Origin of the sequence: [Clostridium] innocuum (assembly GCA_012317185.1) — a bacterium.
In the GTDB taxonomy this organism is placed as follows: domain Bacteria; phylum Bacillota_I; class Bacilli_A; order Erysipelotrichales; family Erysipelotrichaceae; genus Clostridium_AQ; species Clostridium_AQ innocuum.
Genome location: CP048838.1, coordinates 4,633,167 through 4,659,201 on the forward strand (window position 1 = coordinate 4,633,167; position 26,035 = coordinate 4,659,201).

The 26,035-nt window shown below is 45.9% G+C and carries 29 protein-coding genes and 1 pseudogene; 8 read left to right on the top strand and 22 right to left on the bottom strand.

Features of this window, described 5'->3' with window-relative positions:
* Positions 1-48 precede the first annotated feature (48 nt).
* Positions 49-795 (top strand): MurR/RpiR family transcriptional regulator, encoded by a 747-nt coding sequence (locus tag G4D54_22660; protein ID QJA05043.1) that lies wholly within the window; start codon positions 49-51, stop codon positions 793-795.
* A gap of 594 nt (positions 796-1,389) precedes the next feature.
* Here G4D54_22660 and G4D54_22665 read toward each other — a convergent pair.
* The 7 genes and pseudogenes from G4D54_22665 to G4D54_22695 all read right to left on the bottom strand — a co-directional run bounded on the left by G4D54_22665 (position 1,390) and on the right by G4D54_22695 (position 6,971).
* Positions 1,390-2,847 (bottom strand): annotated as a pseudogene (locus G4D54_22665) (leucine-rich repeat protein).
* A gap of 77 nt (positions 2,848-2,924) precedes the next feature.
* Positions 2,925-4,436, bottom strand: coding sequence for a recombinase family protein (locus G4D54_22670; protein ID QJA05044.1), 1,512 nt, complete (start codon positions 4,434-4,436; stop codon positions 2,925-2,927).
* 94 nt (positions 4,437-4,530) lie between these two features.
* A complete protein-coding gene (locus G4D54_22675; GenBank protein QJA05045.1) occupies positions 4,531-4,743 on the bottom strand; it encodes a hypothetical protein in 213 nt (70 codons plus the stop codon).
* Complete coding sequence (locus G4D54_22680; protein QJA05046.1) at positions 4,727-5,671, bottom strand: plasmid recombination protein; 945 nt, start codon at positions 5,669-5,671, stop codon at positions 4,727-4,729. The genes G4D54_22675 and G4D54_22680 overlap by 17 nt, the downstream gene beginning before the upstream one ends.
* Positions 5,672-5,854: 183 nt before the next feature.
* Positions 5,855-6,250, bottom strand: a complete 396-nt coding sequence (locus G4D54_22685) for a replication initiator protein A (GenBank protein ID QJA05047.1) — start codon at positions 6,248-6,250, stop codon at positions 5,855-5,857.
* 110 nt (positions 6,251-6,360) lie between these two features.
* Positions 6,361-6,774: a conjugal transfer protein gene (locus G4D54_22690; GenBank protein ID QJA05048.1), complete on the bottom strand. Its 414-nt coding sequence runs from the start codon at positions 6,772-6,774 to the stop codon at positions 6,361-6,363.
* A complete protein-coding gene (locus tag G4D54_22695) occupies positions 6,771-6,971 on the bottom strand; it encodes a hypothetical protein (protein ID QJA05049.1) in 201 nt (66 codons plus the stop codon). Before G4D54_22695 ends, G4D54_22690 begins: the two co-directional genes overlap by 4 nt.
* Before the next feature lie 197 nt (positions 6,972-7,168).
* Between G4D54_22695 and G4D54_22700 the strand changes: the two genes are divergently transcribed.
* Genes G4D54_22700 through G4D54_22710 form a run of 3 tightly spaced genes read left to right on the top strand, consistent with a single transcriptional unit; the run spans position 7,169 to position 8,709 of the window.
* Positions 7,169-7,507: a hypothetical protein gene (locus G4D54_22700; protein ID QJA05050.1), complete on the top strand. Its 339-nt coding sequence runs from the start codon at positions 7,169-7,171 to the stop codon at positions 7,505-7,507.
* A gap of 42 nt (positions 7,508-7,549) precedes the next feature.
* The gene (locus G4D54_22705; GenBank protein ID QJA05051.1) at positions 7,550-8,350 is read left to right on the top strand and encodes a helix-turn-helix transcriptional regulator; all 801 of its coding nucleotides are present in this window, start codon (positions 7,550-7,552) and stop codon (positions 8,348-8,350) included.
* Between the two features lie 26 nt (positions 8,351-8,376).
* Positions 8,377-8,709, top strand: a complete 333-nt coding sequence (locus G4D54_22710; GenBank protein QJA05271.1) for a hypothetical protein — start codon at positions 8,377-8,379, stop codon at positions 8,707-8,709.
* A gap of 122 nt (positions 8,710-8,831) precedes the next feature.
* On the opposite strand, the gene G4D54_22715 is transcribed toward G4D54_22710, so the two are convergent.
* The 13 genes from G4D54_22715 to G4D54_22775 form a co-directional block, all read right to left on the bottom strand.
* Entirely contained in the window at positions 8,832-9,041 is a 210-nt protein-coding gene (locus G4D54_22715; GenBank protein QJA00898.1) for a gluconolactonase, read from the bottom strand.
* A gap of 166 nt (positions 9,042-9,207) precedes the next feature.
* On the bottom strand, positions 9,208-11,262 hold the full coding sequence (locus tag G4D54_22720) for a leucine-rich repeat domain-containing protein (GenBank protein ID QJA05052.1): 2,055 nt from the start codon (positions 11,260-11,262) through the stop codon (positions 9,208-9,210).
* Between the two features lie 334 nt (positions 11,263-11,596).
* Entirely contained in the window at positions 11,597-12,349 is a 753-nt protein-coding gene (locus tag G4D54_22725) for a GNAT family N-acetyltransferase (GenBank protein QJA05053.1), read from the bottom strand.
* A 70-nt stretch (positions 12,350-12,419) separates the two neighbouring features.
* Positions 12,420-12,767: a TIGR04076 family protein gene (locus G4D54_22730; protein ID QJA05054.1), complete on the bottom strand. Its 348-nt coding sequence runs from the start codon at positions 12,765-12,767 to the stop codon at positions 12,420-12,422.
* 661 nt (positions 12,768-13,428) lie between these two features.
* Complete coding sequence (locus G4D54_22735) at positions 13,429-14,493, bottom strand: galactitol-1-phosphate 5-dehydrogenase (GenBank protein QJA05055.1); 1,065 nt, start codon at positions 14,491-14,493, stop codon at positions 13,429-13,431.
* A 12-nt stretch (positions 14,494-14,505) separates the two neighbouring features.
* Entirely contained in the window at positions 14,506-15,066 is a 561-nt protein-coding gene (locus G4D54_22740) for an SIS domain-containing protein (GenBank protein ID QJA05056.1), read from the bottom strand.
* Positions 15,063-15,368, bottom strand: coding sequence for a hypothetical protein (locus G4D54_22745; GenBank protein QJA05057.1), 306 nt, complete (start codon positions 15,366-15,368; stop codon positions 15,063-15,065). The genes G4D54_22740 and G4D54_22745 overlap by 4 nt, the downstream gene beginning before the upstream one ends.
* Positions 15,365-16,420 (bottom strand): galactitol-1-phosphate 5-dehydrogenase, encoded by a 1,056-nt coding sequence (locus G4D54_22750; GenBank protein QJA05058.1) that lies wholly within the window; start codon positions 16,418-16,420, stop codon positions 15,365-15,367. Before G4D54_22750 ends, G4D54_22745 begins: the two co-directional genes overlap by 4 nt.
* A 35-nt stretch (positions 16,421-16,455) precedes the next feature.
* Entirely contained in the window at positions 16,456-16,932 is a 477-nt protein-coding gene (locus G4D54_22755; GenBank protein ID QJA05059.1) for a PTS sugar transporter subunit IIB, read from the bottom strand.
* 15 nt (positions 16,933-16,947) lie between these two features.
* Entirely contained in the window at positions 16,948-17,346 is a 399-nt protein-coding gene (locus tag G4D54_22760) for a PTS sugar transporter subunit IIA (GenBank protein QJA05060.1), read from the bottom strand.
* A 14-nt stretch (positions 17,347-17,360) separates the two neighbouring features.
* The gene (locus tag G4D54_22765) at positions 17,361-18,026 is read right to left on the bottom strand and encodes a ribulose-phosphate 3-epimerase (protein QJA05061.1); all 666 of its coding nucleotides are present in this window, start codon (positions 18,024-18,026) and stop codon (positions 17,361-17,363) included.
* Positions 18,027-18,114: 88 nt separating this feature from the next.
* Positions 18,115-18,951 (bottom strand): PTS system mannose/fructose/sorbose family transporter subunit IID, encoded by an 837-nt coding sequence (locus G4D54_22770; protein ID QJA05062.1) that lies wholly within the window; start codon positions 18,949-18,951, stop codon positions 18,115-18,117.
* 2 nt (positions 18,952-18,953) lie between these two features.
* On the bottom strand, positions 18,954-19,700 hold the full coding sequence (locus G4D54_22775) for a PTS sugar transporter subunit IIC (GenBank protein QJA05063.1): 747 nt from the start codon (positions 19,698-19,700) through the stop codon (positions 18,954-18,956).
* A gap of 394 nt (positions 19,701-20,094) precedes the next feature.
* Here G4D54_22775 and G4D54_22780 point away from each other — a divergent pair, with 394 nt between their 5' ends.
* The 4 genes from G4D54_22780 (at position 20,095) to G4D54_22795 (ending at position 23,934) form a co-directional block, all read left to right on the top strand.
* Positions 20,095-20,832, top strand: a complete 738-nt coding sequence (locus G4D54_22780; protein QJA05064.1) for a MurR/RpiR family transcriptional regulator — start codon at positions 20,095-20,097, stop codon at positions 20,830-20,832.
* A gap of 142 nt (positions 20,833-20,974) precedes the next feature.
* Complete coding sequence (locus G4D54_22785; protein QJA05065.1) at positions 20,975-22,030, top strand: alcohol dehydrogenase catalytic domain-containing protein; 1,056 nt, start codon at positions 20,975-20,977, stop codon at positions 22,028-22,030.
* Positions 22,031-22,040: 10 nt separating this feature from the next.
* Entirely contained in the window at positions 22,041-22,910 is an 870-nt protein-coding gene (locus tag G4D54_22790) for a class II fructose-bisphosphate aldolase (protein QJA05066.1), read from the top strand.
* 1 nt (position 22,911) lies between these two features.
* Positions 22,912-23,934 (top strand): zinc-dependent alcohol dehydrogenase family protein, encoded by a 1,023-nt coding sequence (locus G4D54_22795; GenBank protein QJA05067.1) that lies wholly within the window; start codon positions 22,912-22,914, stop codon positions 23,932-23,934.
* Positions 23,935-24,409: 475 nt separating this feature from the next.
* Here G4D54_22795 and G4D54_22800 read toward each other — a convergent pair whose 3' ends face one another.
* Together G4D54_22800 and G4D54_22805 are read right to left on the bottom strand one after the other, a co-directional pair.
* Positions 24,410-24,862 carry a PTS sugar transporter subunit IIA gene (locus tag G4D54_22800; protein ID QJA05068.1) on the bottom strand — a complete coding sequence of 151 codons (453 nt, stop codon included), beginning with the start codon at positions 24,860-24,862 and terminating at the stop codon, positions 24,410-24,412.
* 13 nt (positions 24,863-24,875) lie between these two features.
* Positions 24,876-26,033 (bottom strand): hypothetical protein, encoded by a 1,158-nt coding sequence (locus G4D54_22805; GenBank protein ID QJA05069.1) that lies wholly within the window; start codon positions 26,031-26,033, stop codon positions 24,876-24,878.
* Positions 26,034-26,035: the final 2 nt, after the last annotated feature.

A 26,035-nucleotide genomic window follows, 5' to 3' on the forward strand; every position in this document is an offset into this window, starting at 1 on the left:
ATGGCCATTCATGGTACAATGATAGAGAAAACACAGGGAGGTAAGCATATGTTTATACAAATTGATAAAGGTATATATGAAAAGCTGTCTGAGGCGGAAAAGGGCGTCATACAGTTCTTGAACCAGAATGAAGAAAAGATTCCATATATGAGTATTACCAATATTGCTGAGAAAACCTTCACTTCACACTCAACCGTATCCAGGGCGATTCAGAAGTGCGGTTATCAGGGAATATCCCAGCTGCGCTATGCCATTTCTCAGCAGGAGAAGATGAAGGAGCATCATGAGTCCAGCTACGGAGTCAATAATATCCTTGCGAAATCCTATCGTGAAAGCACCAAAACGATTGATAATATCAGTCCGGTCGCTATGCTGCAGACGATTGAATACATTAAGCAGGCAAAGCGCATTTTCATCTTTGCCAGAGGCTTTACAGCCCTGATTGCGGAGGAATTTCAGATGTATCTGCAGCTGCTGGGATATAATGCAATCATCGTCAAGGATGTAAAATGGATGGAGAATACCGAACGGATCGTCACAAAGGATGATGTGGCCTTTATCCTATCTCTGCGTAATTCGACACCGGAGCTTGCCAGATCAGCCAGAGCTGCCAGAATGAGAGGTGCCAGAGTGATTACCTGCTGCTGCAAATCGCCCTGTGAGCTGGAGAAGTTTTCAGATATTTTTATCTGCGGGCATTCCGAACAGATTATGAAGGCAAGCGGTATGACGGTGTATTCCAGAATCCCGCTGCTGATCATTACCAGAACAATCATTGAATACATCGGACAGTAAGTCCTTGTGATTACGTTTTGGAATAGGTTCCCGTCATTCGATGATACTCCTGCCGGAACACTGATGTAGTTTTCTGAATTGCATACGATGTTTTAAGAATTTAACTCTTTGTATATTGCCTTTATTGTACTATTATCTTCAAAATCAAAGATGCGATGATGATTGTCTGTCCGCTCGTTCTGACTTGACTTTTAAATAGCCTATGGGTTCTGACTAATAAAGAATACGAGGGGTTCTAAAAAAGCTGCAGTATTATTACAGAATATCTGCAGCTTATGATATTCATAGATTTCAAGCAGTCTTTTAAGCACCGTCTCTATTGTTGTAGCATAGCAATCTATCGGTTTTCACCGCCATGTCAGTACGTGTTCCTGCTTTCATAATTCTTTTTCCCACCACGAGATTTCAAGTGTCCTTTCAATACTGCAAATAGAAAAAATTCTCCCTTTTCAACATCAGGAGAAACTTTTTCCATTTCCGATACTCTGGTATATATCCTTGTACAGCATCCTAAAAAGACTTTGAGCCTTATGAACATATGTCAGGCTCATTATTGTATTTCCGTCGTTTATAGAAATCAGCTGTGTGATTCCTTTACTTGCCCCGTTTTCTATATAGAATCATACCGGCCGAGCAAATGCATAGGAATAAGAAGCTTCCTGTGCTTGTAGCATCTGATGTCTTAGGGCGCAGGGGAGTCGTTTTCTGGTGGCTGTCCTTATGTGTCGGATTGTTTGCCGGATGGTTTCCTGCAAAGGACGGTTGCTCGGATGAAGCACTGCACTTTTTTCATATTGCATACAGTGTTGTTTGTTTCTCCACAGGCTTTGTGAAATCATACGACTGCTTTCCCTGTGCATCCTCTGCCCAGTATGCGAATACAAACCCATCCCTTTCAGGCACAGCCGGCTTTGACGCACACTTACCTTTTCTCACGATTTCCTCATTCCATATATGAGAGGAGGCCGTATCCCTTACTGTAACCGTATAATACTCTATGTCAACGGTTTTGTCTGTACCATAAATACTGATTGTTGCCCCGGTGTTATGTATACCCTGCTCTGTTTTTTCACAAATCGTATAATCGCCATTTTTTACCGCATCAATATCTACATACGCTCCGGCATTGTCTTTTAAAATATACTGTTTGCCGCAATCCTTCCATACTGCACCATCTTTGTATGACCGAATTTTCACCTTGAAAACGGTTTTCCAATCCGCATATAGGCTCATTGCTTCGTTAACCGGCTGCTGGAAGTCATAGGCTTCCCTGTCCGTCTGCTTTGCCTTCCAGCAGGTAAAAACTGCTCCCGGCTCTTTTGGGTCCGATGGAATTTCTGCCATTGTCCCTTTCAGCACAATCTGTTCCATTTCCTTCAACAGCTGTGTCTTATTAAAAAACGAAATTGTATAATAGTCAACAGCCGCTGTCGTATCCTGCTCATCTACCTTGACAGTAATACCTGTAGCTAGATCAGAGCCTGTCATCGTTTCATACAGCTGAAAGCTACCGTTAGGCAGCCGCTCTGTCGAAGAGAATGTTCCTGTATCCCCTCTCCACGCAAAGGTTTTCCCGGAATCCTCCCATGGTTTATGATCTTTTTGAATGCTCAATGCAACGCTAAACATCCCGGTATACAGATTACAGCCATACCATACCGTATCCTTTTGAAGATAGCTTTGCAGGTATTGCTGAATTTCTACACCGTTTAATACGGTTCCTGTTTCATCACATATGCGTACCTCCCGCTGATCAGAGGCTCCTATGAATATATTCTCTCCCATAACCGGTGGCTGCGGAGGTAAGAGCAAGCGGGATAAAGACTGACAAAACCAAAAGGCATTATCATCTATAGAATCCACTGCAGGAAGAATAATGCTTTTTAATCCGGTACAGCCATAATATGCACTGCTTTCCACTGCTCTTACGTTAGGGAAACTGACCTCTTGCAAGGAGGAACAACCGAAAAAGGCTCTGCTGCCGATGCGCACGGCTGATGGAAACTGTAATTCTTCTAAAGCTATACAATCTTTAAAAGCGCTGTCCCCAATACCGTATACGTTGGGAAACTGAACTCACTATTATAGACAAGAGCACAAAAAGGATAGGTACGGTGGGGATTAACCCGTCAGATTTTCCATTCAATTTCTACCTTTTCATTTGTTGCCCGGATGACCGTTATCAGTGCGTCCACCACCTGCCTCTTGTCCTCAAAGCTGACATTCTCCCAGTCATCCAGATACCCGGAAATGCTTTCCATCTTCTCCATCGGCACAGCGTCCGCAGAGAGTTTTGCAATCTCATTGGCAATGGACTGCCGCCTTGCGTCCAGCTCCTCAATTTTGCTGTTGGCATAGGAGAGCAAAACAGGGCTTGCGCCCGTCAGCGTGTCAAGCAGCTTTTCAATCTCGCTTTCTACCTGTGCCAGTTCCAGCCGCTTTGCAGTCAGTTTCGGGGAGATTTTTGCAGCCTTGTTCCGACCTGTCAGCGTCTTAAAATCTTTCAGCTTTTTAACCATCGCCCCATAGACTACCGCTTCCAGTTCGTGCAGCTTCACGCACCCGCAGCCGGGACACGCCTTGCTGTCCGCATGGACGGTGCAGCGCAGGTAAAGAATACCGTTGGAGTGCGCTGACATGAGCGCATAGCCGCATTTCCCGCATTTGATTTTTCCCGCCATCCATGTGTTCCGGGCTTTCCTTGCGGGCTGGTAAGTGTGGCTGGCAAGCAGCTTCTTCCGGCATTTCAGCCACAGCTCCGATGGGATAAACCCCTCATGTGGAGCCAGTACCAGCGTCTGTCCTTGCAGGTGCTTGTGCTTGTCCTCTGTATTCCCCTTGCCCTGATAGTAATAGCAGCCGTTTGTCCCGGCAAAGTCGGCGGCATCATTGTAAATATCCGTTCCCTGGCTTTTGTAAAACTCGTATATGTCGAGGTCAGCCATGACATAAATCGGGTTGCGGAGAATAACGCTCAAAGTAGCCCTTGACAGCGGCCTGCCATGATAAGTACGCATACCGTCCACCGTCAGCTTCTTTGTAATGTCATGCAGCGATACCTGCGGGTCAGCGTACATCTCATACATCTGCCGGACAAAGGCCGCTTCGGTTGGCTCTATTACCAGCTTCTTTGTGCGCACCCCGTCCATCACATAAGGCTCTGTCCGAAATCCGTAGGGCGTTTTGCCGCCCATTTTGAAGCCCCGCTGACAGCGGGAGTACCATGCGTCCTGCACCCGCTTCTGTATCGTTTCCCTTTCAAGCTGGGCGAACACGATACAGATATTTAACATCGCCCGCCCCATCGGGGTGGAGGTATCAAACTTTTCCGTAGAGGACACAAACTCCACATTGTACTGCTGGAACAGCTCCATCATGTTGGCAAAGTCCAGAATGGAACGGCTGATGCGGTCGAGCTTGTAAACCACCACTTTCCGCACAAGGCCGCTTTCAATATCCCGCATAAGCTGTTGGAATTGTGGACGCTCCGTATTTTTCCCGGAATACCCTTTGTCCTTGTACTCTTTGCAGTTCCCGCCTTTCAATTCGTATTTGCAAAACTCAATCTGGCTTTCAATGGAAATGCTGTCCTTTTTGTCTACCGATTGTCTTGCATAGATCGCGTCTATCCTGTTGTTCATATTGTCGCTCCTTTTCTTAAAAAAGAAACGGAGCTGCTGACAGTTTTATTATACCGCCAGCAGCCCCGCAAATCAACGATGGCTTTGGAAAACCTTATGCTCCGGCTTCCTCACTCTGCCGTTTGTCGGCATACTTGCGGAATACCTCATAAAGCTGCTGTTCCAGCTCCCGGCGTTTTGCCGCTTCCTGCTCCGGCGTGAATACCGGGGAGAGATTTTCCAGCGTGATTTCCTTTCCCTGAAAAGTCACGATTTCTGTTTCCTTTTTGTATCTGATATTGCTTATAAAATCACCTTTCCTTTCCATGCTGCCGCTGCTGCCGTTTCAGTTCCGCCAGTATATCCGGCGGGATACGGTCTACCAGCCGCTGAATGTCGTGCAGCTCGCTTTCCAGCTTTGCCCGTTCCATCGTATCTTTCATCTTGCCTTTTTCACTGGCTTTTGCCCTTGCTTCCAGCTTTTCATTTTCCGCTAACAGGTCATTGATTGTGACCTTGTATTTTTTCAGTTGCCCGGAGAAATTCCCCATCTGTGGGAACCACTTTTTCAGCATGGAGAGGGCTTCCTCTTTTTTCTTTCCGGCATTCAGCGGGTTAATGCCGTCCAGCGTGGCTTCAATGGCTCTTGCCTGTTTGGAGAGATTGACCGCCTGCTTGAACAGACGGGTGGGGATATGCTTCCTGCCTGTCTTGCTGGCGCTTTCCCCACGCTCCAAGTCGGGATATTTCTCCACCATGTAGGCGTGAAAATCGTCCTGCCACTTTGTAAGGTTGGCTCTGTTCCCGATAATCTCCTTTGCACACAGGCGGTTGTCCTCTGTCAGCGGGACAAAGACCAAATGCAGGTGGGGTGTTTTCTCGTCCATGTGTACCACCGCCGACACGATATTTTCTTTCCCTACCCGCCCGATTAAGAAATCAGCCGCCCTATGGAAAAATTCCTGTATCTCCTTTGGGGGCTTCTTCTTGAAAAACTCCGGGCTGGCGGTAATCAGCGTATCGACAAACCGGGTACTATCCTTACGGGTGCGGCAGCCAGCCTGTTCAATGCGGTTTTGAATGAAATGGTAATAGCGGCTCTCCGGCTTGACGATATGGAAATTGTACTTGCTCCGGCTGGTGTCAATGTCGGGATTGCTGGCGTACTGTTCCTTTTGCCGTTCGTGATGGGCTTCCAGCGGCCTTGCCGGATTGCCCTTGTGCTTTTCAAACCGCAAAATTGCGTGTTGTGCCATAAACTCCTTTCCCCATTCCTTTCTCTTCCGGGGTTTTCCACAGGAAAATCCCGCAAATAATATCTCGGATAGGAAGGGAATGGATAGAATATAAATAAAATCGTTTTAATCTTTGTATTTCTATCTTTCGTCCGGTTTTCGTACTCCAAGAGGGTTGATTTTCGTACTTGTCAAGTGCGGTTTTCAGTCCTCCGGCATACCAGAACGGGATTTCTTGAAGTCGGTGTTTGGAACCGCTTCATAGGATTTTGGGTAAATCCGGTTGGGTTTTCCACAGCCCTGCTTCTGGATTTCCACCAGTCCGGCGTATTGCAGCTCCCGCAGGGTGTTGACGGCTTTCTGCCGCCCACAGTGGAGCAGGGCGACTACCTCACAGATTGGGTAATACAGGTAAATCCGCCCGTACTCGTCCGCCCAGCCGTTCTTACGGGACAACTCCGTCCGGCGCAGGATAAAGGCGTACAGTATCTTCGCTTCATTGGACAGGGGTGTGAATGTGGGGGCTTCAAAAAGGAAATTGGGCAGCCGGGTAAAGCTGACCGCTTTCTCCGGCTGATGGATATAAATGGTGTTTGTCATATCGTGTTTGTGGACGGTTAGAAGCCTGTTTCCGGGGGCAGACGGTAGTTTCTATTGCCTGCCCCTGTTCTGTGCTTGCAAAGCCTTGAAAATCAAGGACTTTTCAGCCCCTAACTGTCCACACAAGACCTCCTTTTCCGTTCACTTTCTGTTTTCTGCCGCCTGTGAACTCTGGCGGCACAGCCGGGGCAGTATTTTGCCCGGTTGGATTTAGGGACGAACACACCGCCGCAGACCGCACAGCGTTTCAAGTCCTTATCCCGGAAAATCTCCGCTTCCAGCGTCCCGTCCAGCGGCAAAACCGCCCAGCGGAACCACTTACAGCAGACCGAGAAAGAAACCGTCTGCGGGCAGGTGCAGGTGTCCCCATCGTCAAGGACAATGCAGTTGCCGTCCTCACAGCAACAGCACTCCCGGCGGATCAGGGCGTTTGCCTGTTTCCTCTGTGCCGGTGTCATGCGGTAAAGGGAACTGTCCTGCTTGCGCTCTATGGGCGGCAGTCGTTTATATGGGTTCTCTCTCATGTGTTTCCTCCATTTTGCTTTCCGTTGCCGCTCTCCCCGAAAAGGCTTCCTGCCCCATTTCTGCGGCGTGTTCCGGCGTTGGCACGCTCCCCGCAGCTTCTGGACACTTGTCCCGAAGTGACCTCTGGACAAAGTGTCCAGAAGTCCGGCTCCTTGCGATGCTTCCCCTGCCGGGGTATTCCTTTTCGGACGGTCATTCGGTTTTCAAGGTGCTGTCCATCGATGAACTATCTCAAGTCTACACTTTTTTGACCGTCTGTGCCGTATATCCGAAAGGTAGGAAATCCGCCAAAAAAACTGCCTATTTCCACGCTCTCGGAATTGTGGTAAAATGATAAGTACAAAGAGACAAATCGAAATCTATGAAAATAGTACAGCGAGAAGGAGTATGCGAATGCAGGATACAATCATTCAATTAAAAGCTCTTGGGCAAATGCCTGACTCATTAACAGGTAATCCAGCAGGAGAGCTTGTCAGCAAGTATGACGAACTACTTATAAAAGTGAAAACACCGCTTACAGAGGAAGAAGTTGAGGCATTAATTGGTATTTTTCCCGAAAGTACGATGTATGAAGTTGAATGGACATTGTTACATTTAGTTGAAACATATATGAAACCAGAATTGCTTTCAAAATATAGAAATTTAATTTCAAAATGCCCCAGTGAAGAGTGGAGAGACACTATGAAAGTACGCTTGGATAATTGGGAAAAGAAAAATGGTAGACTTATTTAATACGACACCTTCCCATTTATCGGGCAGACAAGGAGGGGGAGCATGGAACTATCCATACAGGAACGATTGAAAGACCTGCGTGTGGAACGAGGGCTGACGCTGGAACAGCTTGCGGAGGAAACTCATCTTTCCAAATCTGCTTTAGGCAGTTATGAGGGAGACAATCTCAAAGACATCAGCCACCATGCCCTTATCCAGCTGGCAAAGGTTTATGAAGTGACCGTTGATTACCTGCTGGGACGCTCTAAAACAAAAAATCACCCAAACGCCGATCTTGCAGACCTGCGCTTGAGTGATGATATGATTGAACTATTGAAAAGTGGGCGGGTGGATACTTCCCTCTTGTGTGAGCTGGCGGTACACCCGGATTTCCCCCGACTGATGGCTGACCTTGAAATCTATGTGAACGGAACGGCAGTCAAGCAGGTACAGAGCGCAAATGCCATTGTGGATATTATGAGCGCAACCATTATGAAGCAGCACAATCCCGGCTTGTCCGACCCGCAGTTAAGGCAGCTTGTCGCCGCCCATATTGACGATGACAGCTTTTGCCGCTATGTGATACAGCAGGACATAAACAAGATAGCCCTTGACCTGCGGGAAGCCCATAAGGACGATTTTTTCAGCGTTCCGGAGGACAATCCGCTGGAAGATTTCTTGCAGACCGCCGAGGAAACTGCCAGTCCAGACAGCGACCCGGAGCAAGCGGCTTTGGCGTTTATCTGTAAGCGGCTCAAGCTGAATTTGAAAAAGCTGTCCGAGGAAGAAAAGAAGTGGCTGAAAAAGATTGCACAGAAGTCGGACTTGCTGAAAAATCCAAACCCACAGCGGGGGAGAAAATAGAGAACGAGAAATTGGAGGGAGTAAAGGTGCAGGAGGCAATTATAAAATTGAAACTTCTCGGTCAAATGCCAGACGCAGTGAAAGATGACCCTACAGTAGAAACCATCAACATGTATGACGAATTGCTCTCCAATGTAAAAACGCCATTGACAAGAGAAGAAGTAGGCGTATTGATTGACATTTTCCCCGAAGGTGGAATGTATGGAGTAGAGTGGGATTTGCTAAAATTGGTAGAGTCTTATTTGATAGAAGCACCATCAAGTGAAGAGTATCGAAAATTGATTACTGCTTGTCCAAGTGAAGAATGGCGAGAAACTATGCAAGCCCGTTTAGATAATTGGGAAAACAACAAACAATAACTTGTTGGGGAGATAGCAAAGCCAGTCGAGCCAGTCAACGGTCAAGATGAACGGCGCATTTCATGCGCCGCCGTTGACAGCCCCGCCCGTCTTTGCTAATGGGCAATCAAGGCGGGAAAGCCCTAAAATGGCTTCCCGCCCATTTCAATTTTGAGAGAAAAATCCGTCTGCTTTTTCGTAAGTGTGGCTATCCGTCTGGGACACTTTGTCCCATAGTCCAGCGTAAGACGAGGGACGGGGGCATTCATATACGCCCTGTCTGCTGATGAAACCAGTCCTGCGCTTGCGGCTCCACGCCACGCAATCACAGCCCTGCTTTCCTGCCGCTTCAAATGCCCTTGCCCTCTCCGGCGGCAACGGCATTTTCACGGCAACGCCGACAGAGCGTATAACACACTACACTTTGCGAGCAAAGTCGTGTGCCAAGGGGGGAACCCCTTTGGAAACCCCAGACAACAAAACAGGCTGAATATACCGCACTTTCCCGGTGCTTGATACTCAGCCTTTATTTGTTGTCAGCAGCCCGTTTCTCGGTCTGCCTTTTGTGCCCTTATCCATAATGTTTCTCTGAAGTGCCCTGCAATCTGTGAACGCACTGCTACCGATGCTCTCTGCCTTAGGAAAATGCAGGTTCTGAAGCTGCCCGCATAATTGGAAGGCATATTCATCCACAAAGTCAGCTTCAGGAAAAGAAGCGGTCTTTAAGGAAGAACACTTCGCAAATGCATGCTTACCAATGCGATATGCTTCTGGTGCCTCTATTTCTGTTAGGGCCGCACATCGTTCAAAGGCGTAATCACCTATGATAACCGATTGTGGTATGGTTACCTTTTCAATACAATCGGGAAAGATTGCAGTGTAATCGTTTGCCGAGGGAAGATCGGCTATCTCATACAAATTCCTTTGTATCTCAAATTCCTTTAGATTTTGCAGTGTATCATGCTGTGACCTCATCCATTCCCAGTCCGCTGTCGAGATTCTTCCATCCATTACAATAAGCCTGCTTATCTCTGTCAGGCTGACTGTCTGAAGTGCTGCCTGAAGAGTATCTCCCTGCAAAGCTTCCCTCGTACCGTCTGTCATATCAATTGTCAGCGTGATGGAATCCGCCGCCGGAGTCAGACCGTCAGGAAGAAGAAGAGTATCCAGCTTCAAACAATTCCGAAAGGCGAATTCACCTATCCTATCTGCCTGTGGAAATTCTGCCGTTTTCAGATTTGTACAATTTTCAAATGCACGACTTCCGATACGTTCGGCACGCTCCAGCTTGATTTCAGTTAGGGAATTGCAATCGGAAAAGACCTGATTATCAATATATACAGCGCCTGGTAAAACGATATCCGTTAATGACGAGCAGCTCATGAAAGCAGCATCACGAATACGCTCTGCCAGCGGTGCATGGATGGAGGTCAAAGCCGTACAGCCCATGAAGCCTTCCTCGCTGATTACTGTAACAGAGGGAAGCTTCGCATATGAAAGTGCTGTACAGTTTTTGAAAGCCTGTTTTGAAATTACCGAAGCTCTTGGCAAATCTATTGCACGTAGAGAACTGCAGTTTGAAAAAGCCTTTTCTTTTATTGCAACTGCCGAAGGAAATGAGATTGCCGTAAGAGCAGAAGCACCATAAAAAGCCGATGCCATGATATCTTCAGCCTTAGGGGCATGGACTGTCTGTAAGGAAATACAGTCCATAAATGTTTTTTCCGGGATTTGTATGACCTCCGGAATATTCACCTTCTTCAATGATTTACAGTTACGAAATACAGAGGATCCAAGACTTGTAACGTTTGGAATCTCGATTTCTGTTAATGCTGTACAGGATTCAAATGCTGCAGTGTTTACTCTTACGAGCTGAGAAAATTCCAGAGTTTTTAGCTGTTTACAGGAATAAAATGCCTGATCACCTATCGTACATAAGGAAGGCAGACTTGCATAGGTAAGACCGTCACAGCCGGAAAATGCCGCATTTTCTATTGAGGTTACCTTTGGAAATGCAACAGACTGCAAAGCATGGCACTGTGAAAATGCACTTTCTCCGATTTCATATGCGTTCGTAATGTCGACAATCCTTAATTCGTTACAGCCATCAAAAGCATTGCTGCCGATTCGTACAGATTGAGGTATTACTACCTTCTGAAGCTGATATGGAAAAATGGATGGATACGCAGGACTTCCCACGGGTGCATCGGGCAAATCTGCGGTTTGTACCCGATCAGATATTTCAAATTCTGTGAGGGCCGCAAAAGCGGCACGGTTGTTTCTCAGCCATTCCCAGTCTTTCGATGTTATGCTGCCATCCGACACCAGCAGGCGGTCGATACCGGTCAGCCCGGCTCCATGCAGTGCCGCTGATAAAGAATTTCCGGCCAATTCCTCTGTTTGTCCATCCGATGTCATAATGCGAACAGCTATGGATGATGCAGCATTTATCACAGTGGTTCCAATGAGCCGTACACCCATGATCATACATACCAGCAGAATAGAAAAAAAACGACGCCCTACACCTTTTAAATACCTGTTTCTACATATTATATCCCTACCTCTTATAATCATAAAGATTACTTACATCATTCTTTACGATACCTGACCTCATTATAACAAACATTGCTTTCATATAAGGTAACAGCCTGCCATCTTGAATATTTCTTGAACATTTCAGTATGCTTCTATCTTACAGAGCAAACCTGCTGTCTGCAGCAATAAGAGAAACAGTATGTTCGCCGTTATTTTCAATCAGTGGATAGGATATACAACGAAATCAAAAAGGTATTTTATTTGCATTCGCATTTCAGATTTTACTGTATAAGGCATAATTACCGGTTCATTTCCTCTGTATCTGTACGTATATCAGACACGGCAAACCACTCCTTTAGCTGCCCGTGTATCCTTATTTCTTTACTATACGCTTTAGTCCGGCGATATCCAGCAGTAAATTGACCGTTTGAAAAGTACCTTTATAAAATACCGCCCAGTTATTGAACACGCAGGGCAGAGCCTTTGCCTTTTCCAAGGTATCAATCAGATGGAATGTCACCGGAACATCCTGTGTATCACAATACTGCTTCACGATTTCTATGTTCTTTAGAATATAAGGACATTGCATATCATAGTAGATGGTCAGTTCCTTATCCTTAATCTGCGAGTTCTTCGCCTGTTCCGTAAAGGAAGGCAGTGTTCCATCAAAAGAGTATGCCAGCAATTCATAACCGCTTTCTGTCGTATCTGCGACCTCAAATCCGAATTTCTTTGCGAAGGCTTGATCCGTAAGCCATGCCTTTTGTTTTTTTGCCCCCAGCATGCATACACCGGATTTTCCCTTTGCTCTGGCATCTGCCAGACAGTATTCCATCAGCTCTCTGCCATATCCTTTTCCCTTATACTCGCCGGTTGCCCAAAGACAGTAAATGTAATAATAATCAGCACCAATGATTGGCACCCACGCGGTTTCCAGCGGTGCATATTCAATGAATACCGTCCCTTTCACATCTAATTTCCGAAATACATGACCTTCCTTCAGCCGGTCAAACAGCCATTCCCTTTTCGCCGTTATGCCGGGATGCGGCTTTCTGCTGCGAATAATACAGCAGAGATGCTCATTGTAGAGGTTTTCCTCTGTAAGATTTATAAATTCATTTGTCATAGCACCTACCTCCTGTTTTAATTTTACAGCGTTTCTCTCTTACACTCAATACAGCACTCCCATTGACCTCTTAATCATAGAATTTTCCTTTATAAAAATTATTCTCATGTACTTTCTTTGCCGTCATACAAAACATAACACAGCCGTCCGGACATACAAGCTCCTTGCTGTAAGTGCTGTTTCCTCCGATATTGGTTAAATCACCGCCGCTACGTACAGCCTCCATAACTGGAAACATCACGGTCATCGTTTTGGAACAGATGCCCTGTCCCGATAGGTTTACCGGACAGCCATAGGTACATGTATAGCGATCCCCGATTTCCTCCCCGTTTCTGCAATAACGTTCTGTGTGATCACTGCGCAGAAAGCCTGTAACCTCTATTTCCCATGTGTATTCCTCATCATACCATTTTTTCATATCTATCTTTCCTCCCTTGTTCTGTTCACTGAAAACCATCTTATTTCTGTTGGACTATCGTCCCGTAAAAAAAACATATTCCTTCTTATGAATCACGGAACATTACCATAATTATAAGCGACAGTATGGCACAATACTTGATTTTGCTTGCTGTTTACCATTGGTTTTCATTTCCTGCAGCTTACAATTTCCAGCCTTCCAGAACAATCTGCCCTGCATTCTGTTGTCTGCTCATTCCACATGTGAGCATATTTGTATCCGATGTTTCATCCGCAAAGAATCACTTATGTGTATGTGCAGCTACGCTTTCCGCCAGATTTTCATGATATCGTTTATAATATTACATAAGACAAATTTCTTTGCTAAACAGGTTCCCATATCATTCCTGGATGTACTATTACTGTCTATACCAACGTAATAAGAGTTTGAAACACAAAGCCTTATCTCTGTATTTTCTATTATTCATAGGTGAATCAAAGTATTTCCCATACAAAAAGCCAGCGATTCTGCTTCTTCACTGGCAATATTTTATAATTTGATTATGCGATCATGCTCAGGGTTTTCATGTCTGTATTTTTGTTCTATTTTAAAAAGGCACGGCTATGTATGTTGGATTTTGGATGAATGTAAGGCAAGGATGATACAGAGCCGTGCATAAACATCAGTTGTCCATTTCCGGTTCAATTAATATTTTATAGAAAAATTCCTTCTTCTTGTCCATGATTTCCACGGCCTCTCTGGTTTTTGATAGCGGAAGGCGATGTGATATGATTGCATCCGTCTGAATAATACCTTTGTTTAAAGCATCCAGTGCGATATCCCATGCATTGTGCGGGAAGCGTTTAAATTCAAAGCTCCACGTACCCTTGATCGTCAGCTGCTTACGCAGAATCATTTCATAGGTGTCAACTGCAACGTTCAAATCCTTAACCGGTCTTCCAACAGGTCCGAAGCGTCCGTTCTGCTTCAGTAATGACATGGCCTGATTAAATACCACAGGTGCTCCGCTTGCTTCAAACACGACATCACATCCTGCTCCCTTGGTTGCTTCCTCCACTGCTTTACGAACCTCATCCATCGACGCGCAGAGTGCATCCTTTAAACCAAGCTGTTTCGCTATTTCCACCTTTTTCGGATCGAGGTCAACTGCAAATACATGGGCAGCGCCGAATGCCTTCGCCCACTGTGCTACGAAAATCCCTATCGCGCCAAGACCGAACACAACCACATCGTCACCGAAGCTTACCCCGGTATTCGATACCACATGCAGTGCCACGCTGATCGGTTCCAGAAATGCCGTTGCTTCCGGTTTCACATGCTCGGGAACGATGACCAGATTTTCCTTTGGCACCCTGACATATTCCGCAAAGCCTCCATCACTTCTGGAACCGAGAAAATCATAGTCCTCACACTGTGCAAAATCCCCAACCTCACAGGATTTACAGCCTCTGCATGGAATCAGAGGAATGACGGCAACCTGCTTATGCAAATAGGCAGGCTCCACCTCGCTTCCGATTTCAACAACCTCTCCGCCAAATTCATGTCCCGGAATGGTTGGAAAATGATAGGTCCCCTGTGTCAGGATACGCGGTATATCAGACCCGCAGACACCACACGCAGCAACCTTGACAAGCACATCGTGATCTCCGATTTCCGGTATCAATACATCTTCCACGCGAAGATCATTTACACCGTGAAGAACTGCCGCTTTCATATATCCTTTCATAACTGCCCCTTTCTATTCGAGATTTGCATGCTTTTTCCATAAGGCATGCAAATCCGTTATCTGTTTCTTATCGACAATCAGCAATGCCACCATATCTGCCAATAGCAGCAGACTCTGTTCAAATAGGCTGCTCATGACCTGCTGCGATTTAATTTCATCCTGCAGATTCAGCTTGGTGCTGCATGGGATACGGATGAAAAGATCCTCATACGGTGTCATGGAGCTGGATGCATTGCTACCGATATGTGCAATTCGTGCATGGTGGGTTCTTGCGATTTTAACGATTGCCAGCGGTACTGCACTTTCTCCGGAGCCGCTGCCGACAATCAGCAGATCGTTTTCAGTGATCGCCGGCTCATCGACCGCACCGACATAGGTTGCTTCAATTCCCAGATGATTCAACCGCTTGACAAACGCCTGCAGCATAAGCAGCACACGGCCGACACCGACTACAAACACGGATTCAGCTTCACATATCGCTGCGGTAAGTGCTAAAACCTCTTCTTCCTTTACATTGGCGAAAACCGTCTGCAGCTCCTGCAGTACCGTATCTTTAGCTTCTGTATACTTCATCCTTCTTCACCTTCTTCAAATAATGCATAAAAGTCAGCGGCATATCGGTTAACATCTGTCTTGATCTGTACAGAGAACTGTGATATGGAAAAGGCAAACAGTCCCAGCAGAAAGGTAAGATCCCCGGCTCTGGGATCTTCCTTGCTGAGAAACTCATTCATTTTCATATCCAGCGCCGCAATCTGTTTCCGATAGGCAGTACAATAGCTCTGCCCTGTCAGCTTGCGTTTCTTTCCGAAAACAGCCTCCTCATGACTCCGTATAAAGGCCGTAAAATCAACAGGTCCTGCCGGTTTCATCATACATCCAGAGCAGCACTGTACATTGCCTTGCAAATCGTGACATTGTGTTCATGAATATCATCGAACAGCTGCTTCAAATCCTTCAGACCTGCACGATGCGTAATCAGATCGGATACCTCCAGCTGTCCTTCCTCAATCATACGTGCCGTATATTCCCATTCATTGATCGGTGTCTGTGCATAGTAGGAGTTCCATACCCCGTGCATTTCCAGCTCCTTACGCAGAAGCAGAGAATGAACGTTCAGCTGTATCGTTGTATCCGCATGCGGATTCCCCAGCCAGACAATCGTGCCGCCGACTCTGACAATTTCTATGGCATCATTGATACCTGCCGAGCAGCCGGTTCCTTCAATAACGACATCCACACCGCGTCCGTCTGTCATCGCATCTATGCGCTCCTTTAGATTTTCTTTTCCTGAATTGATAACCGTAAAGCCGCGCTCCTGTGCAAATCTCTGCTTTGTTTCGTCGATATCTGTAAGAATGACCTGCTTTGCGCCAAACAGCTTTGCCCAGCGGGCAGTCATAATGCCAATCGGACCTGCGCCCAGAATCGCCACTGTCTGCCCCGCCGTGACATTTCCTCTGCGCAGAGCATGCTGGGCAACGCATGCCGGCTCGCACATACTCAAAGCTTCCAAATCAATATCATCCTTCTGTGATAGCACCAGATGCCAGCGGGACGGCAGTAAACAATATTCCGCAAACCCGCCGTTGCTGCGTGAACCAAGATAGTCGTAGTTTTCACACTGACAGAACTGTCCTATTTCACAGGGTTCACACTCCCGGCATGGAATTAATGGAAATATTGCAGCCTTTCGTCCTATCAGCTCTTCATCCTTCGGATTCCCTACAGCACACACTGTTCCGCTGAATTCATGACCGATTACGACCGGATATACTCTGGTACCAAGCTGATATACTCTGGGTATATCAGAACCGCAGATTCCGCATGCCCCTATTTTAACGAGGATTTCATCCCCCTTGGGAGATGGCGTTTCAATCTCTTCCAGACGGAAGTCGTTAATGGCATGCAATCTCATTACTTTCATTCGATATTCCTCTTTTCCTTATCTATCTTCCCTTATTATTTTGCAAGTATATTGTTCAATTCAAAACGCTTTTCACTCGGAATGATCTGAATCGCCACATCAATCCCACGATCCAGAAAATCCTTGATGCATTGGCGTTCCTCATCCGTTGCGGATACATTTTTATAAACTGTCGTTCTTCCTGCCTTCATTCCCATACCGCCGATATTCACAGCCCTGATATCTATGCCGTTTTCAACCAGCTTTTTCAGACTCAGCGGTGATTTTGCCAGAACAAAGCTCGGCACATCCAGACCACCCTGCAGCTTGATCAGCGCTTCATCCTCTGTAAGAGCAATGACCTTTAAACCGCTTGGAGCTGCATTCTGCAATACAAACAGCATGAAGTCATCCTTAGCAACCTTATCATCAATGACGATGATCTGCTTTGCCGGCAGTGTCTTCATCCATGCTGTCATGACCTGACCGTGAATCAGTCGGTCGTCAATACGAACCAGTAATAAATTTTCCATATGAATCGCTCCTTTTTATCCTTTGTTATAGCGAATAGTACCAATGCTTTCCTTTGCCTCAGACTCCGCCATGGCCGCAAGATCATCCAATGTGGATTCCTCATTTCTACCCAGCGTCAATGTCAGCAGCATTGGCAGATTCGCACCGACAACGATGATGATATGCTGTTCTCTGGAAAGCATCAGAGAACGGTTAAACGGTGTACCGCCACGAAGATCATTCAGCACAAGAACACCATCCCCGCTGTCTGTATCCTCAATCGCCTTTTTCAGCCGTTCCCCGTATGCATCCGGGTCCTCCCCCGGCTGCAGCGCAACAGCAGCACATTGTGCAATGGTACCGCCAATCATTTCCGTGCTGCTTTTTAATCCTTCACAGAATACTCCGTGGCTTGCGATTACAAAACCAACCATAACTATACCTCGCTTTATTCTTCCAGCGCCTGTACATACGCCTTGTACATATCCTCAAACGTATCCAGTCCCCGGATAATACTGGATGTTCCCACGACGAATGCATTGGCTCCTGCATCCCTCATGATTTTGCTGTTTTCCATGGTTGTATTTCCATCCACAACGATATCAATATCTTTTCCATATGCATCCAGAAGCTTACGCACTCTGTGAATCTTCTGCGGTGCATCCGGCACCATTTTCTGACCGGCAAAGCCCGGATTCACAGTCATTAGCGTGACATAGTCGATCAAATCGATGCATTCCTCCAGATACGCGATAGGCGTTCCCGGATTTAATACCAGTCCGGCTTTACAGCCCTTCTCCCGTATGGTCTGCAGCAGCTTATATGGCTGTGCCGTTGTTTCCGGATGAAAGCTGATACGATCTCCCGGCTGGATATCATAATACTCCATATACTCCTCCGGGCGAAAGGACATAATATGCACATCAACCGGCAAACTGCATAAACGCTTGATATCCTTGTATACCGGTGTTCCCAGCATAACGTTTTTCACATAGGTTCCATCCATGATATCAAAATGCACAGAATCCAGCTGCACGTTTTCAAACAGCTTTAAATACGGTTTATATTCCTCTATCCTGCAGCACATGATAGACGGTGATACTTTTATATTCATAAACATTTTCCTTTCTGACAGCACCTGCAGAATCGTGCAATACGTAAGGTTTTTACTCCCGCTGTATTGCACGTATCTATTGTTCTGCTTAGGCTCCTACACTCAGCAGTCCCAGCAGGGATGCCGCAATACCGATGACGAAGATAACTGCGATAATCAAGGTTGGATTCATTTTCTTCTTTACCATCCACCATACAAACAATGCTATGACAAGAGGGATGGCCCCCGGCAGCAGCTGGTTGAAGATATCCTGTACGACAATTTTTACCTCACCCACTTTGAATTTCGCCGGGCAGATAACATTGATTCTGGAATATGCCATGTTACCGACAACCGTAAGACCGATGATAGAGAATGCCTCTGTAATCTTATTCAGCGTACCGCTTTGCAGAAGCTTGAAAATTGCCTGTTTCCCCTGTTTGTAGCCCAGCATGAAGCAGGTGTAGCCACAGCCGATCATCAGCACCTTATAAACGATTTCAAACAGGATCGGTCCTGCGAAATTTCCATCCAGTGCCAGACTACAGCAGATACCGGCCAAAATCGGATATACAACCGCCTGTGATACCGTATCACCGATACCGGCCATCGGTCCCATCAGACCGGTACGCAGCGCATTGATGTCTTCACCGCTGATATCCGCACCGTTTGCCTTCTGTTCCTCCATAGATACGGTAATACCGTGAATAACCGTACCAATCCAGGATGGCTCAGTATTGAAGAATTCCATATAGGTTTTCAGAGCTTCCACCTGTTCTTCCTTTGTATCATACAGCTTCTTCACCACAGTAATCATCATATTTGTATTACCCAGTGCCTGCAGACGCTCATAGTTGTAGCAGGTTTCACTGGAATAGACCAATGCCCATGCTTTGACAAGATCTTTTTTGCTCAGTTCTTTTTTATTCATAACGGCGTTGCTCATGATTATGCTCCTCCTTCTTCCCGATCTCTGCTAAAGAAGTACATCACTGCTGCAATGACGGCAGAGAATATAAACAGTGACATGGTGTCCAGCTTCAGATATACCGTTGCGAAGAAACCGAAGAAGAAGAATGCAATCAGCTTTTTCTTTCCCAGATAATTCAACAGCATTGCAATACCAAGCGCCGGCATGATCGCACCAACCAGATTCAATGCATCAACGAGCCACTGCGGAATCATGGCAAGTGTATCCTGTGCCCACTGTGCCCCGTACAGAATCATCATCATTACCGGAATACCGTATAATACAAAGGACAGAATACCGGAAGGTACATAGTTCATCAGACGCACACCCTTCAGGTTGCCGTCTTCCAGATATTTATCGGCACGGTGTACCCAGACAGAATTCAGCGTCATATACGCCTGATTGATCAGAATACCAAGCAATGACAATGTTACAGCAAAGCTGACAGCCAGCTTCGGATCAGCTCCGGACAGAATCGTCAGAGCAGTACCGTAAATACCTGCGACCATCAGGTTTCCAGGCATAGAGCCTCCGGCTGTGATCCAGCCAAGATAGGTCAGCTGAATATAGGCAGCTGCCTGCATACCGAGAACAGGCTCTCCCATAATGACACCTGTAAGGAATCCGGACCAGATCGGATATAACCATGTTCTTGTGATAAGGTGTGAAAACCACCACTGACTGCCTGTAGCAAGCAGCGCTACTAAGATAGCTTGAATTAGCATTTGTAATGCCTCCCTTTCTCAAAATGAGTGATAAACAGTAATTGACGGATGTCGCTTCCATCCGTTGTCCATATATCCCCCGTCAGTAACTCATATTCACCCGCCTTTCTCTTTCTGACGCATATGGTCGGAAACGAAAACGTTTACATCACGTTTACGATTCTGATTGTATCCTCGCAAGTCTATCATGGCAATGGATTTGGATTGGAAAGCTTTACCGATTTTTCGACATAGATGTAAATTTAATTTTTGTGTTTATAAAATACATGATAAATAAAGGGGCAGAGCATTCTGCAAAGATTTTCAGTGATAATGCAGCTTTGTATTATCTAAAATTAACTGGAAACGGTGAAACGTAGTTGTTATAATGGTAAAAAGAAAGAAAGGGATATGAATGATAATACAAATAAGCAAAGAGGTCTATGATAATCTTTCTGATTCGGAACAACAGGTAATCAACTATCTGAACGAAAACGAAGCCAGCATTCCGCTGATGTCTATCACGACGATTGCGGAGAAAACGTTTACCTCTCCAGCAACTGTTTCACGTACCATACAGAAATGCGGCTTTCGCGGGATTTCCGAGCTGCGCTATAAAATCAGCAAGCGTGCTGAGCATACCGATGATTCCTATGTCGTTAATAAAGTTTTGAACAAGTCCTACAAGGAATGTGTAAAGACGATTGACAATATCTGCGTGACCAATATACTCAAAATTATCGAGTACGTTAAAGCTGCGGAGAAAATTTTCATTTATGCTCGGGGATTCACTGCACTGGTTGCGGATGAGCTTTGCATGCAGCTGCAGCTGCTCGGCTACAATGCGCTTGTGGTAAAGGATGTAACATGGATGGTGAAAACCGATAAGCTGGTGAATGCAAATGATCTTGTCATCATTCTCTCTGTCATGAACACCACGCCGGAGCTTGCGAGCAGTGCACGGATGGCGAAACGGACAGGCGCAAAGGTTGTGACCTGCTGCTGTAAGGAAGGCACTCCGCTGGAGCGCTATTCGGATGTAAGCATCATCGGTTATGCGGAAACCATCACCAGCAATAAAACGATTACCGTGATTTCCAGGATACCGCTGTATATCATCACACGAACGATTGTCGAATATCTGACTCTGTAAGACCGCTGCCAGCCGCAGCGCTTTTTTTATATCGCAGCAACAGCAGGAAAAGCTTTTCAAGACCACTTTAAATCAGCTGTTATCTGAAAACAATTTCAAGCAGTCAGGTACTATACTGAAAGTATACATGAGGAGGTAGTCTATGGAAAAAGAAATGCGGTGTGCCGTATTTACAAAGCAGAGAACAGTGGAGCTTCAGCACTTTCCGATTCCGGAGGTGGAGGATGATAAAATACTGGTCAGAATTGAAGCCTGCGGTATCTGTACATGGGAGCAAAGGGTGTTTACAGGGAGAATTCCTGCAAAGTATCCGCTGATCGGCGGGCATGAAGCAGCAGGAAGAATTGCCGCGGTGGGAAAGGCGGTTCGCGGTGACTGGAGCATCGGACAGAGGGTGATTGTCGGTGTCACACTTCCCTGCCGTTCCTGCTATTACTGTAAACAGCATGAGGAGCAGAGCTGTTTGAACTTCAATACCGATCAGATACTCAGCGGACAGCCCTACCCCGGTACCGGCGGGTTCAGTGAATATATGATGGCGGTACCCTACAGCATATTTCCCTACGAACATATAACACCGCAGGAGGCCTGCATCTGTGAACCGGTTTCCTGTGTTCTTCACAGTGTAGAAACTGTCGATCCGCAGTTCGGAGATACCTGCGTTATCATCGGAGCCGGTATCATGGGACTTCTGCATGTCCAGCTGTGCGTGAAAAAGGGATGTCTTGTAATTGTTACCGATATGGACGAGGAACGTCTAAAGCTTGCGAAAACCATGGGGGCGCAGTATACGATCAATCCACACAGGGAGCATGCGGAGAAACGCATTCTGGAGCTGACACACAGCAGAAAAGCACAGGTGGTATTCGACACAACACCTGCCGCAGCTGTTGTGGAAGAGGCCTGCCGTTATGTCGGCAATACCGGCAAGCTGATGATTTACAGCGGTATCTACCCAAACAAACCCGTACAGCTGGATGCCCACTGGATTCATAAGGGCAGTATTCAGATTCTGGGAACTGCAAATTCCAACGACCGCGACTTTATGCGTGCTGCAGTCATGATTTCAGAAGGTATTCTGGATGTAAAGCCCTTTATCAGCAATGTCTTTGCTGTGGAAAACGCACAGCAGGCGCTGGAGTCATCCTGCCAGGGAAACACGTTTCGTAATATTATCACATTCGACGAACAGTCATAAGGAGGAAAAAATGCTGGTTACTACAAAAGAACTGCTCTGTGTCGCAAATGCAGAGAATAAGGCGATTGGAGCCTTTAACATCACCGGTCTGGAAACGCTGCAGGCTGTATTGCAGGCAGCTGAAAGCAGAAAAGAACCTGTGATTCTGCAATTTGCACAGGTTCATGAGGAGGAACAAATTATTAGTCTGAATATCATCGGCCCTATTATGGTCATGATGGCTGATCAGGCAACGATTCCGGTTGCCGTACATCTCGACCATGGTGTAGATCTTCATATTCTGAAAAAAGCACTGGACATGGGATTTACCTCAATCATGTTCGACGGTTCCTCGCTGCCCTATGGAGAAAATATCGCATATACAAGGATGGCTGTCAGTATGGCGCAGGAATACGGAGCCAGTGTGGAGGCGGAAATCGGTCAGATGGCTGGGATTACCCTCAACGATCGGAAAATAACAGAAAACCGCAAGGTGGATCGAAGGATGTTTACCGATCCTCTGATTGCACAGGATTTTGTAGAAAAGACCGGTGTTGACTGCCTGGCATGTGCATTTGGCACCGTGCACGGACTATACACGACGAAGCCCTGTCTGGACTATGATCTGGTAAAGGAGCTGGATGCGGCAATCGGTGTCCCCATTGTTATGCATGGCGGCAGCGGTGTCAGCGAGGCAGATTATGATATCGTGATTGAAAACGGTGTACGCAAGGTCAACTACTATACCTATATGGCGAAAAGCGGAGGGGAAGCAGCGAGAGCATATGCATCTGCTTCTGATATTGTTTACTTCCATGATATAGCAAATACGGCAATAGCGGCAATGCGCAGTAATGTGGAGGAAGCACTCCGCATCTTTGCGCACCACAGGGAGGACTGATATGAAAGCAGCTGTATATTTTGGACGCCATGATGTCCGAATCACTGATTTCAAAGAACCGCCTTTAACTGATACAGGCGTTAAGATTGCTGTTTCCTACTGCGGGCTGTGCGGTACCGATTTACACAAATATGATGGAAAGGGTGGGTCACGTCCTGTGATTCCTCCTGTTGTACTTGGTCATGAGGCGAGCGGTGTGATTGTGGAAACAGGAAAAAGTGTGAGTAAATTTCAGGTTGGTGAGCGCGTCTGCGTTGACCCTAACTGGAGCTGTGGCCATTGTGCCTGCTGTCAGGAGGGAATGACACACATGTGTGAGAATAGTCGTGGAGTTGTGAAAGGCTTTGCACAGTACATCTGTCCTCCGCAGGAAAATGTATATCCGATTCCGGATTCGCTGTCTCTTAAGCATGCAGCGCTCGCTGAACCGCTATCATGCTGTCTGCACGGCATGGATTTGCTGGATGTACATCTTGGAGATCATGTTCTCATCGTGGGTATGGGGGCAATCGGTTCCATGATGGTACAGCTGTGCCGTCTTGCAGGAGCTGCCCATATCGTTGTAGTAGAGCCACAGCGTGAAAAAAAAGAGCTGGCGGTAAAGCTTGGCGCAACCATGTTTTTATCACCCGATGATGATGTTATCGGTATCCTGCAGCAGGAACAGCTTCATATAAGCAGGGTCATGGAATGTGTGGGATTAAAAGCAACCATCGAAGATGCCTTCCGATATGCAGGAAAATGTGCAACTGTCGTGCTGTTTGGTTTAGGTGATCCACAGCATCCGGCTGTTTTTGATCAGTACAGTGCGTTCCAAAAGGAGCTTACCATTAAAACAAGCTTTGTCAATCCGCATACAACTCAGCGTGCAATCAATCTGTTGTCCACAAAAGCCATAGACTGTGATGCCATCATAAGCCGAATTATGCCGCTAGAGGATGTTGTGGAGGAGCTGCGGACACAGGAGTGGTTCCGCAAGGGAAAGGTCATTGTAAAAATCGGCGGGGATATGGAAGAACGCTGACAAGACCTCGTTTAGCAATGTTTCTATCTTTTTGAGGTGACAGCTGAGAATTTCCATTGTAATCTAACGCATAAAAACATGGCTTCTTAAAGGGGCCATGTTTTTTTCTATGCTATTCTCCATTAGTCGAAGGGCTATACTCTGTAAAAATTATCCGGTTAAGCTGTGATACACTTTTCTGACACCTCTGCGGCTTATTCCGGTAAACGAACCCTTACTGAATTATCACAGGAACCGCTTTCTCATTGTTAATAACCGCATAGTGAAATCCATAATGCTTGCATAGCCCGTTCCTGCAGCATGAAATTGTGCAGCGTGAGTAGCTTTCCTCAGCTGAATCCTATACTTTTTCAGACATGTGCGATATATAGCATGCGCTTCAGCTTTCATCAGTTATGCTTCGATTTCATGAAAGATATCCGGGAACGAAGCCAAGCAGTAAGCTATTGCCTTTTTACGATACAGTATGCTTTCATCAGCTCTCCGGTTTCCATTTATCTACAAACACTTTTTTTAATTGCTGCAGCTTTAGTTTTCTGATATCCGACTGAAATTCTTTATCCTGAAACAGATTTATCGTATTTTGCAAAGCACGAAGCTGAACTGCACCGTCCATCACCGCCAAATTCAAAACAAAATCTACCGGAAGCTCTTCCTGTGTATTATCCATTCGATGAAAGGATACCGGTGTTGCCAATCTTAATAAACAAATACCATTCTTATGTATGCTGCAGCAGGACTCCGCATGGGGTATTGCCACCGGCACCAGTGTTGCTAATCCGGTAGGATACATTTGCTCCCTTTTAATACAATTCTGATAAAAGTCAGCTTCCACACACCCGTTCTTATATAACTCATCAGCAGTCATCTGAATAGCCTCTTTCCATGAAACAGGATTCCCTTCTATTACATAAATGTTGTCTACCATACCCGTCTTCCCTTCATATAATCAGCTTTGAAACCTTCTGATATACATATATCCCTGCTTCATCCTTATACCACATTTCATGCAGCTTTTGCAATAATTCCTCTTTTGAAATCTTTCTCATTTCTTTTTCATACTGGGCTATCTTAGCGATAAAGGCAATACCTATATCCAAATTCGCAGCAGGATCGCTTTTCCATAACAGAATGATCGGTTTCACAAAGCGCTCATTTAATTCCAGCTTGCGCAGCATATTTCTCGCTATATTTGATAGGTCACGGCTTTGCTCGGCCAGCTCATTATGTGGAAAATGTTTACAGACAGGTCGGTTTAAACCCAGTCTTTTTTCATATATGTCCGACCATTTCCGAACATAACCTTCCGATAAACCATATCCGACTACCAGACTTCGTCTGACAAGATCCATATACGGGAGAACAGCATCCCGTACATCAGAATTCAACGTAGCTTCTTCAAAGCTTCTGCATTGATACAGAATTCCTGTAAATGCGATAGCATCGGACAATGTATTTAACAGGAATCTCTTGCGGGCAAAAATAGAATCTATATGATCGACTGCCGGAATAAATTCGATACCGGTATCCTCTACCACCCTCTTATCAACTGCGATTTCCTTAAATTCCGTAGTTACAACCTCCAGAATATCTTTTGGATTTTTTCCGCATCCCCGATCAACCATCGTATCCGGTATTCGGATTTTCATCAGATTATCACGTTGTTCCTTGCTATGCGCACATTTCATTAACAGACCTTGAAAATATGCAGAGGCCGATGCAATATTCTCACATAGTAAAATCATATTGTTATCCGCATCTGCTGTATTCCAGACATCCGCAATTATCTCGGCTACATGAATTAAATTTTCCTGTATGACAGAGGTTGTCACAGTGTCGATTTCTTCACGAAGCAATCTCTTTATCTCGTCCATTTCGTTATTCATGGATAAAACCCTGTGGACAGTGATTTCCTGATGCTGATCATTCGCTTCTGCATCAACACAATGCAGTCTATACGTATTATTATTTTTCTTTATCGCATCCATCAAGGCTTCATTCGTATCTGCAATATAAACCTCGCAGCCGCTATGAACCAAACTGTATATCGTCAGTCCCCTTCCCAGAGCACCGACTCCAAAATGAAGTACTTTTTTCATAA

Coding starts and splice junctions, on each gene's coding strand:
- G4D54_22755 (QJA05059.1), bottom strand. CDS start 16,932: ATGGAAAATTTATTACTGGTTCGTATTGACGACCGACTGATTCACGGT.
- G4D54_22745 (QJA05057.1), bottom strand. CDS start 15,368: ATGATGAAACCGGCAGGACCTGTTGATTTTACGGCCTTTATACGGAGT.
- G4D54_22760 (QJA05060.1), bottom strand. CDS start 17,346: ATGGTTGGTTTTGTAATCGCAAGCCACGGAGTATTCTGTGAAGGATTA.
- G4D54_22740 (QJA05056.1), bottom strand. CDS start 15,066: ATGAAGTATACAGAAGCTAAAGATACGGTACTGCAGGAGCTGCAGACG.
- G4D54_22680 (QJA05046.1), bottom strand. CDS start 5,671: ATGGCACAACACGCAATTTTGCGGTTTGAAAAGCACAAGGGCAATCCG.
- G4D54_22775 (QJA05063.1), bottom strand. CDS start 19,700: ATGCTAATTCAAGCTATCTTAGTAGCGCTGCTTGCTACAGGCAGTCAG.
- G4D54_22690 (QJA05048.1), bottom strand. CDS start 6,774: ATGAGAGAGAACCCATATAAACGACTGCCGCCCATAGAGCGCAAGCAG.
- G4D54_22695 (QJA05049.1), bottom strand. CDS start 6,971: ATGACCGTCCGAAAAGGAATACCCCGGCAGGGGAAGCATCGCAAGGAG.
- G4D54_22770 (QJA05062.1), bottom strand. CDS start 18,951: ATGAGCAACGCCGTTATGAATAAAAAAGAACTGAGCAAAAAAGATCTT.
- G4D54_22730 (QJA05054.1), bottom strand. CDS start 12,767: ATGAAAAAATGGTATGATGAGGAATACACATGGGAAATAGAGGTTACA.
- G4D54_22805 (QJA05069.1), bottom strand. CDS start 26,033: ATGAAAAAAGTACTTCATTTTGGAGTCGGTGCTCTGGGAAGGGGACTG.
- G4D54_22780 (QJA05064.1), top strand. CDS start 20,095: ATGATAATACAAATAAGCAAAGAGGTCTATGATAATCTTTCTGATTCG.
- G4D54_22675 (QJA05045.1), bottom strand. CDS start 4,743: ATGGAAAGGAAAGGTGATTTTATAAGCAATATCAGATACAAAAAGGAA.
- G4D54_22725 (QJA05053.1), bottom strand. CDS start 12,349: ATGACAAATGAATTTATAAATCTTACAGAGGAAAACCTCTACAATGAG.
- G4D54_22670 (QJA05044.1), bottom strand. CDS start 4,436: ATGAACAACAGGATAGACGCGATCTATGCAAGACAATCGGTAGACAAA.
- G4D54_22685 (QJA05047.1), bottom strand. CDS start 6,250: ATGACAAACACCATTTATATCCATCAGCCGGAGAAAGCGGTCAGCTTT.
- G4D54_22800 (QJA05068.1), bottom strand. CDS start 24,862: ATGGTAGACAACATTTATGTAATAGAAGGGAATCCTGTTTCATGGAAA.
- G4D54_22750 (QJA05058.1), bottom strand. CDS start 16,420: ATGAAAGTAATGAGATTGCATGCCATTAACGACTTCCGTCTGGAAGAG.
- G4D54_22765 (QJA05061.1), bottom strand. CDS start 18,026: ATGAATATAAAAGTATCACCGTCTATCATGTGCTGCAGGATAGAGGAA.
- G4D54_22735 (QJA05055.1), bottom strand. CDS start 14,493: ATGAAAGGATATATGAAAGCGGCAGTTCTTCACGGTGTAAATGATCTT.
- G4D54_22660 (QJA05043.1), top strand. CDS start 49: ATGTTTATACAAATTGATAAAGGTATATATGAAAAGCTGTCTGAGGCG.
- G4D54_22795 (QJA05067.1), top strand. CDS start 22,912: ATGAAAGCAGCTGTATATTTTGGACGCCATGATGTCCGAATCACTGAT.
- G4D54_22700 (QJA05050.1), top strand. CDS start 7,169: ATGCAGGATACAATCATTCAATTAAAAGCTCTTGGGCAAATGCCTGAC.
- G4D54_22790 (QJA05066.1), top strand. CDS start 22,041: ATGCTGGTTACTACAAAAGAACTGCTCTGTGTCGCAAATGCAGAGAAT.
- G4D54_22785 (QJA05065.1), top strand. CDS start 20,975: ATGGAAAAAGAAATGCGGTGTGCCGTATTTACAAAGCAGAGAACAGTG.
- G4D54_22720 (QJA05052.1), bottom strand. CDS start 11,262: ATGATTATAAGAGGTAGGGATATAATATGTAGAAACAGGTATTTAAAA.
- G4D54_22705 (QJA05051.1), top strand. CDS start 7,550: ATGGAACTATCCATACAGGAACGATTGAAAGACCTGCGTGTGGAACGA.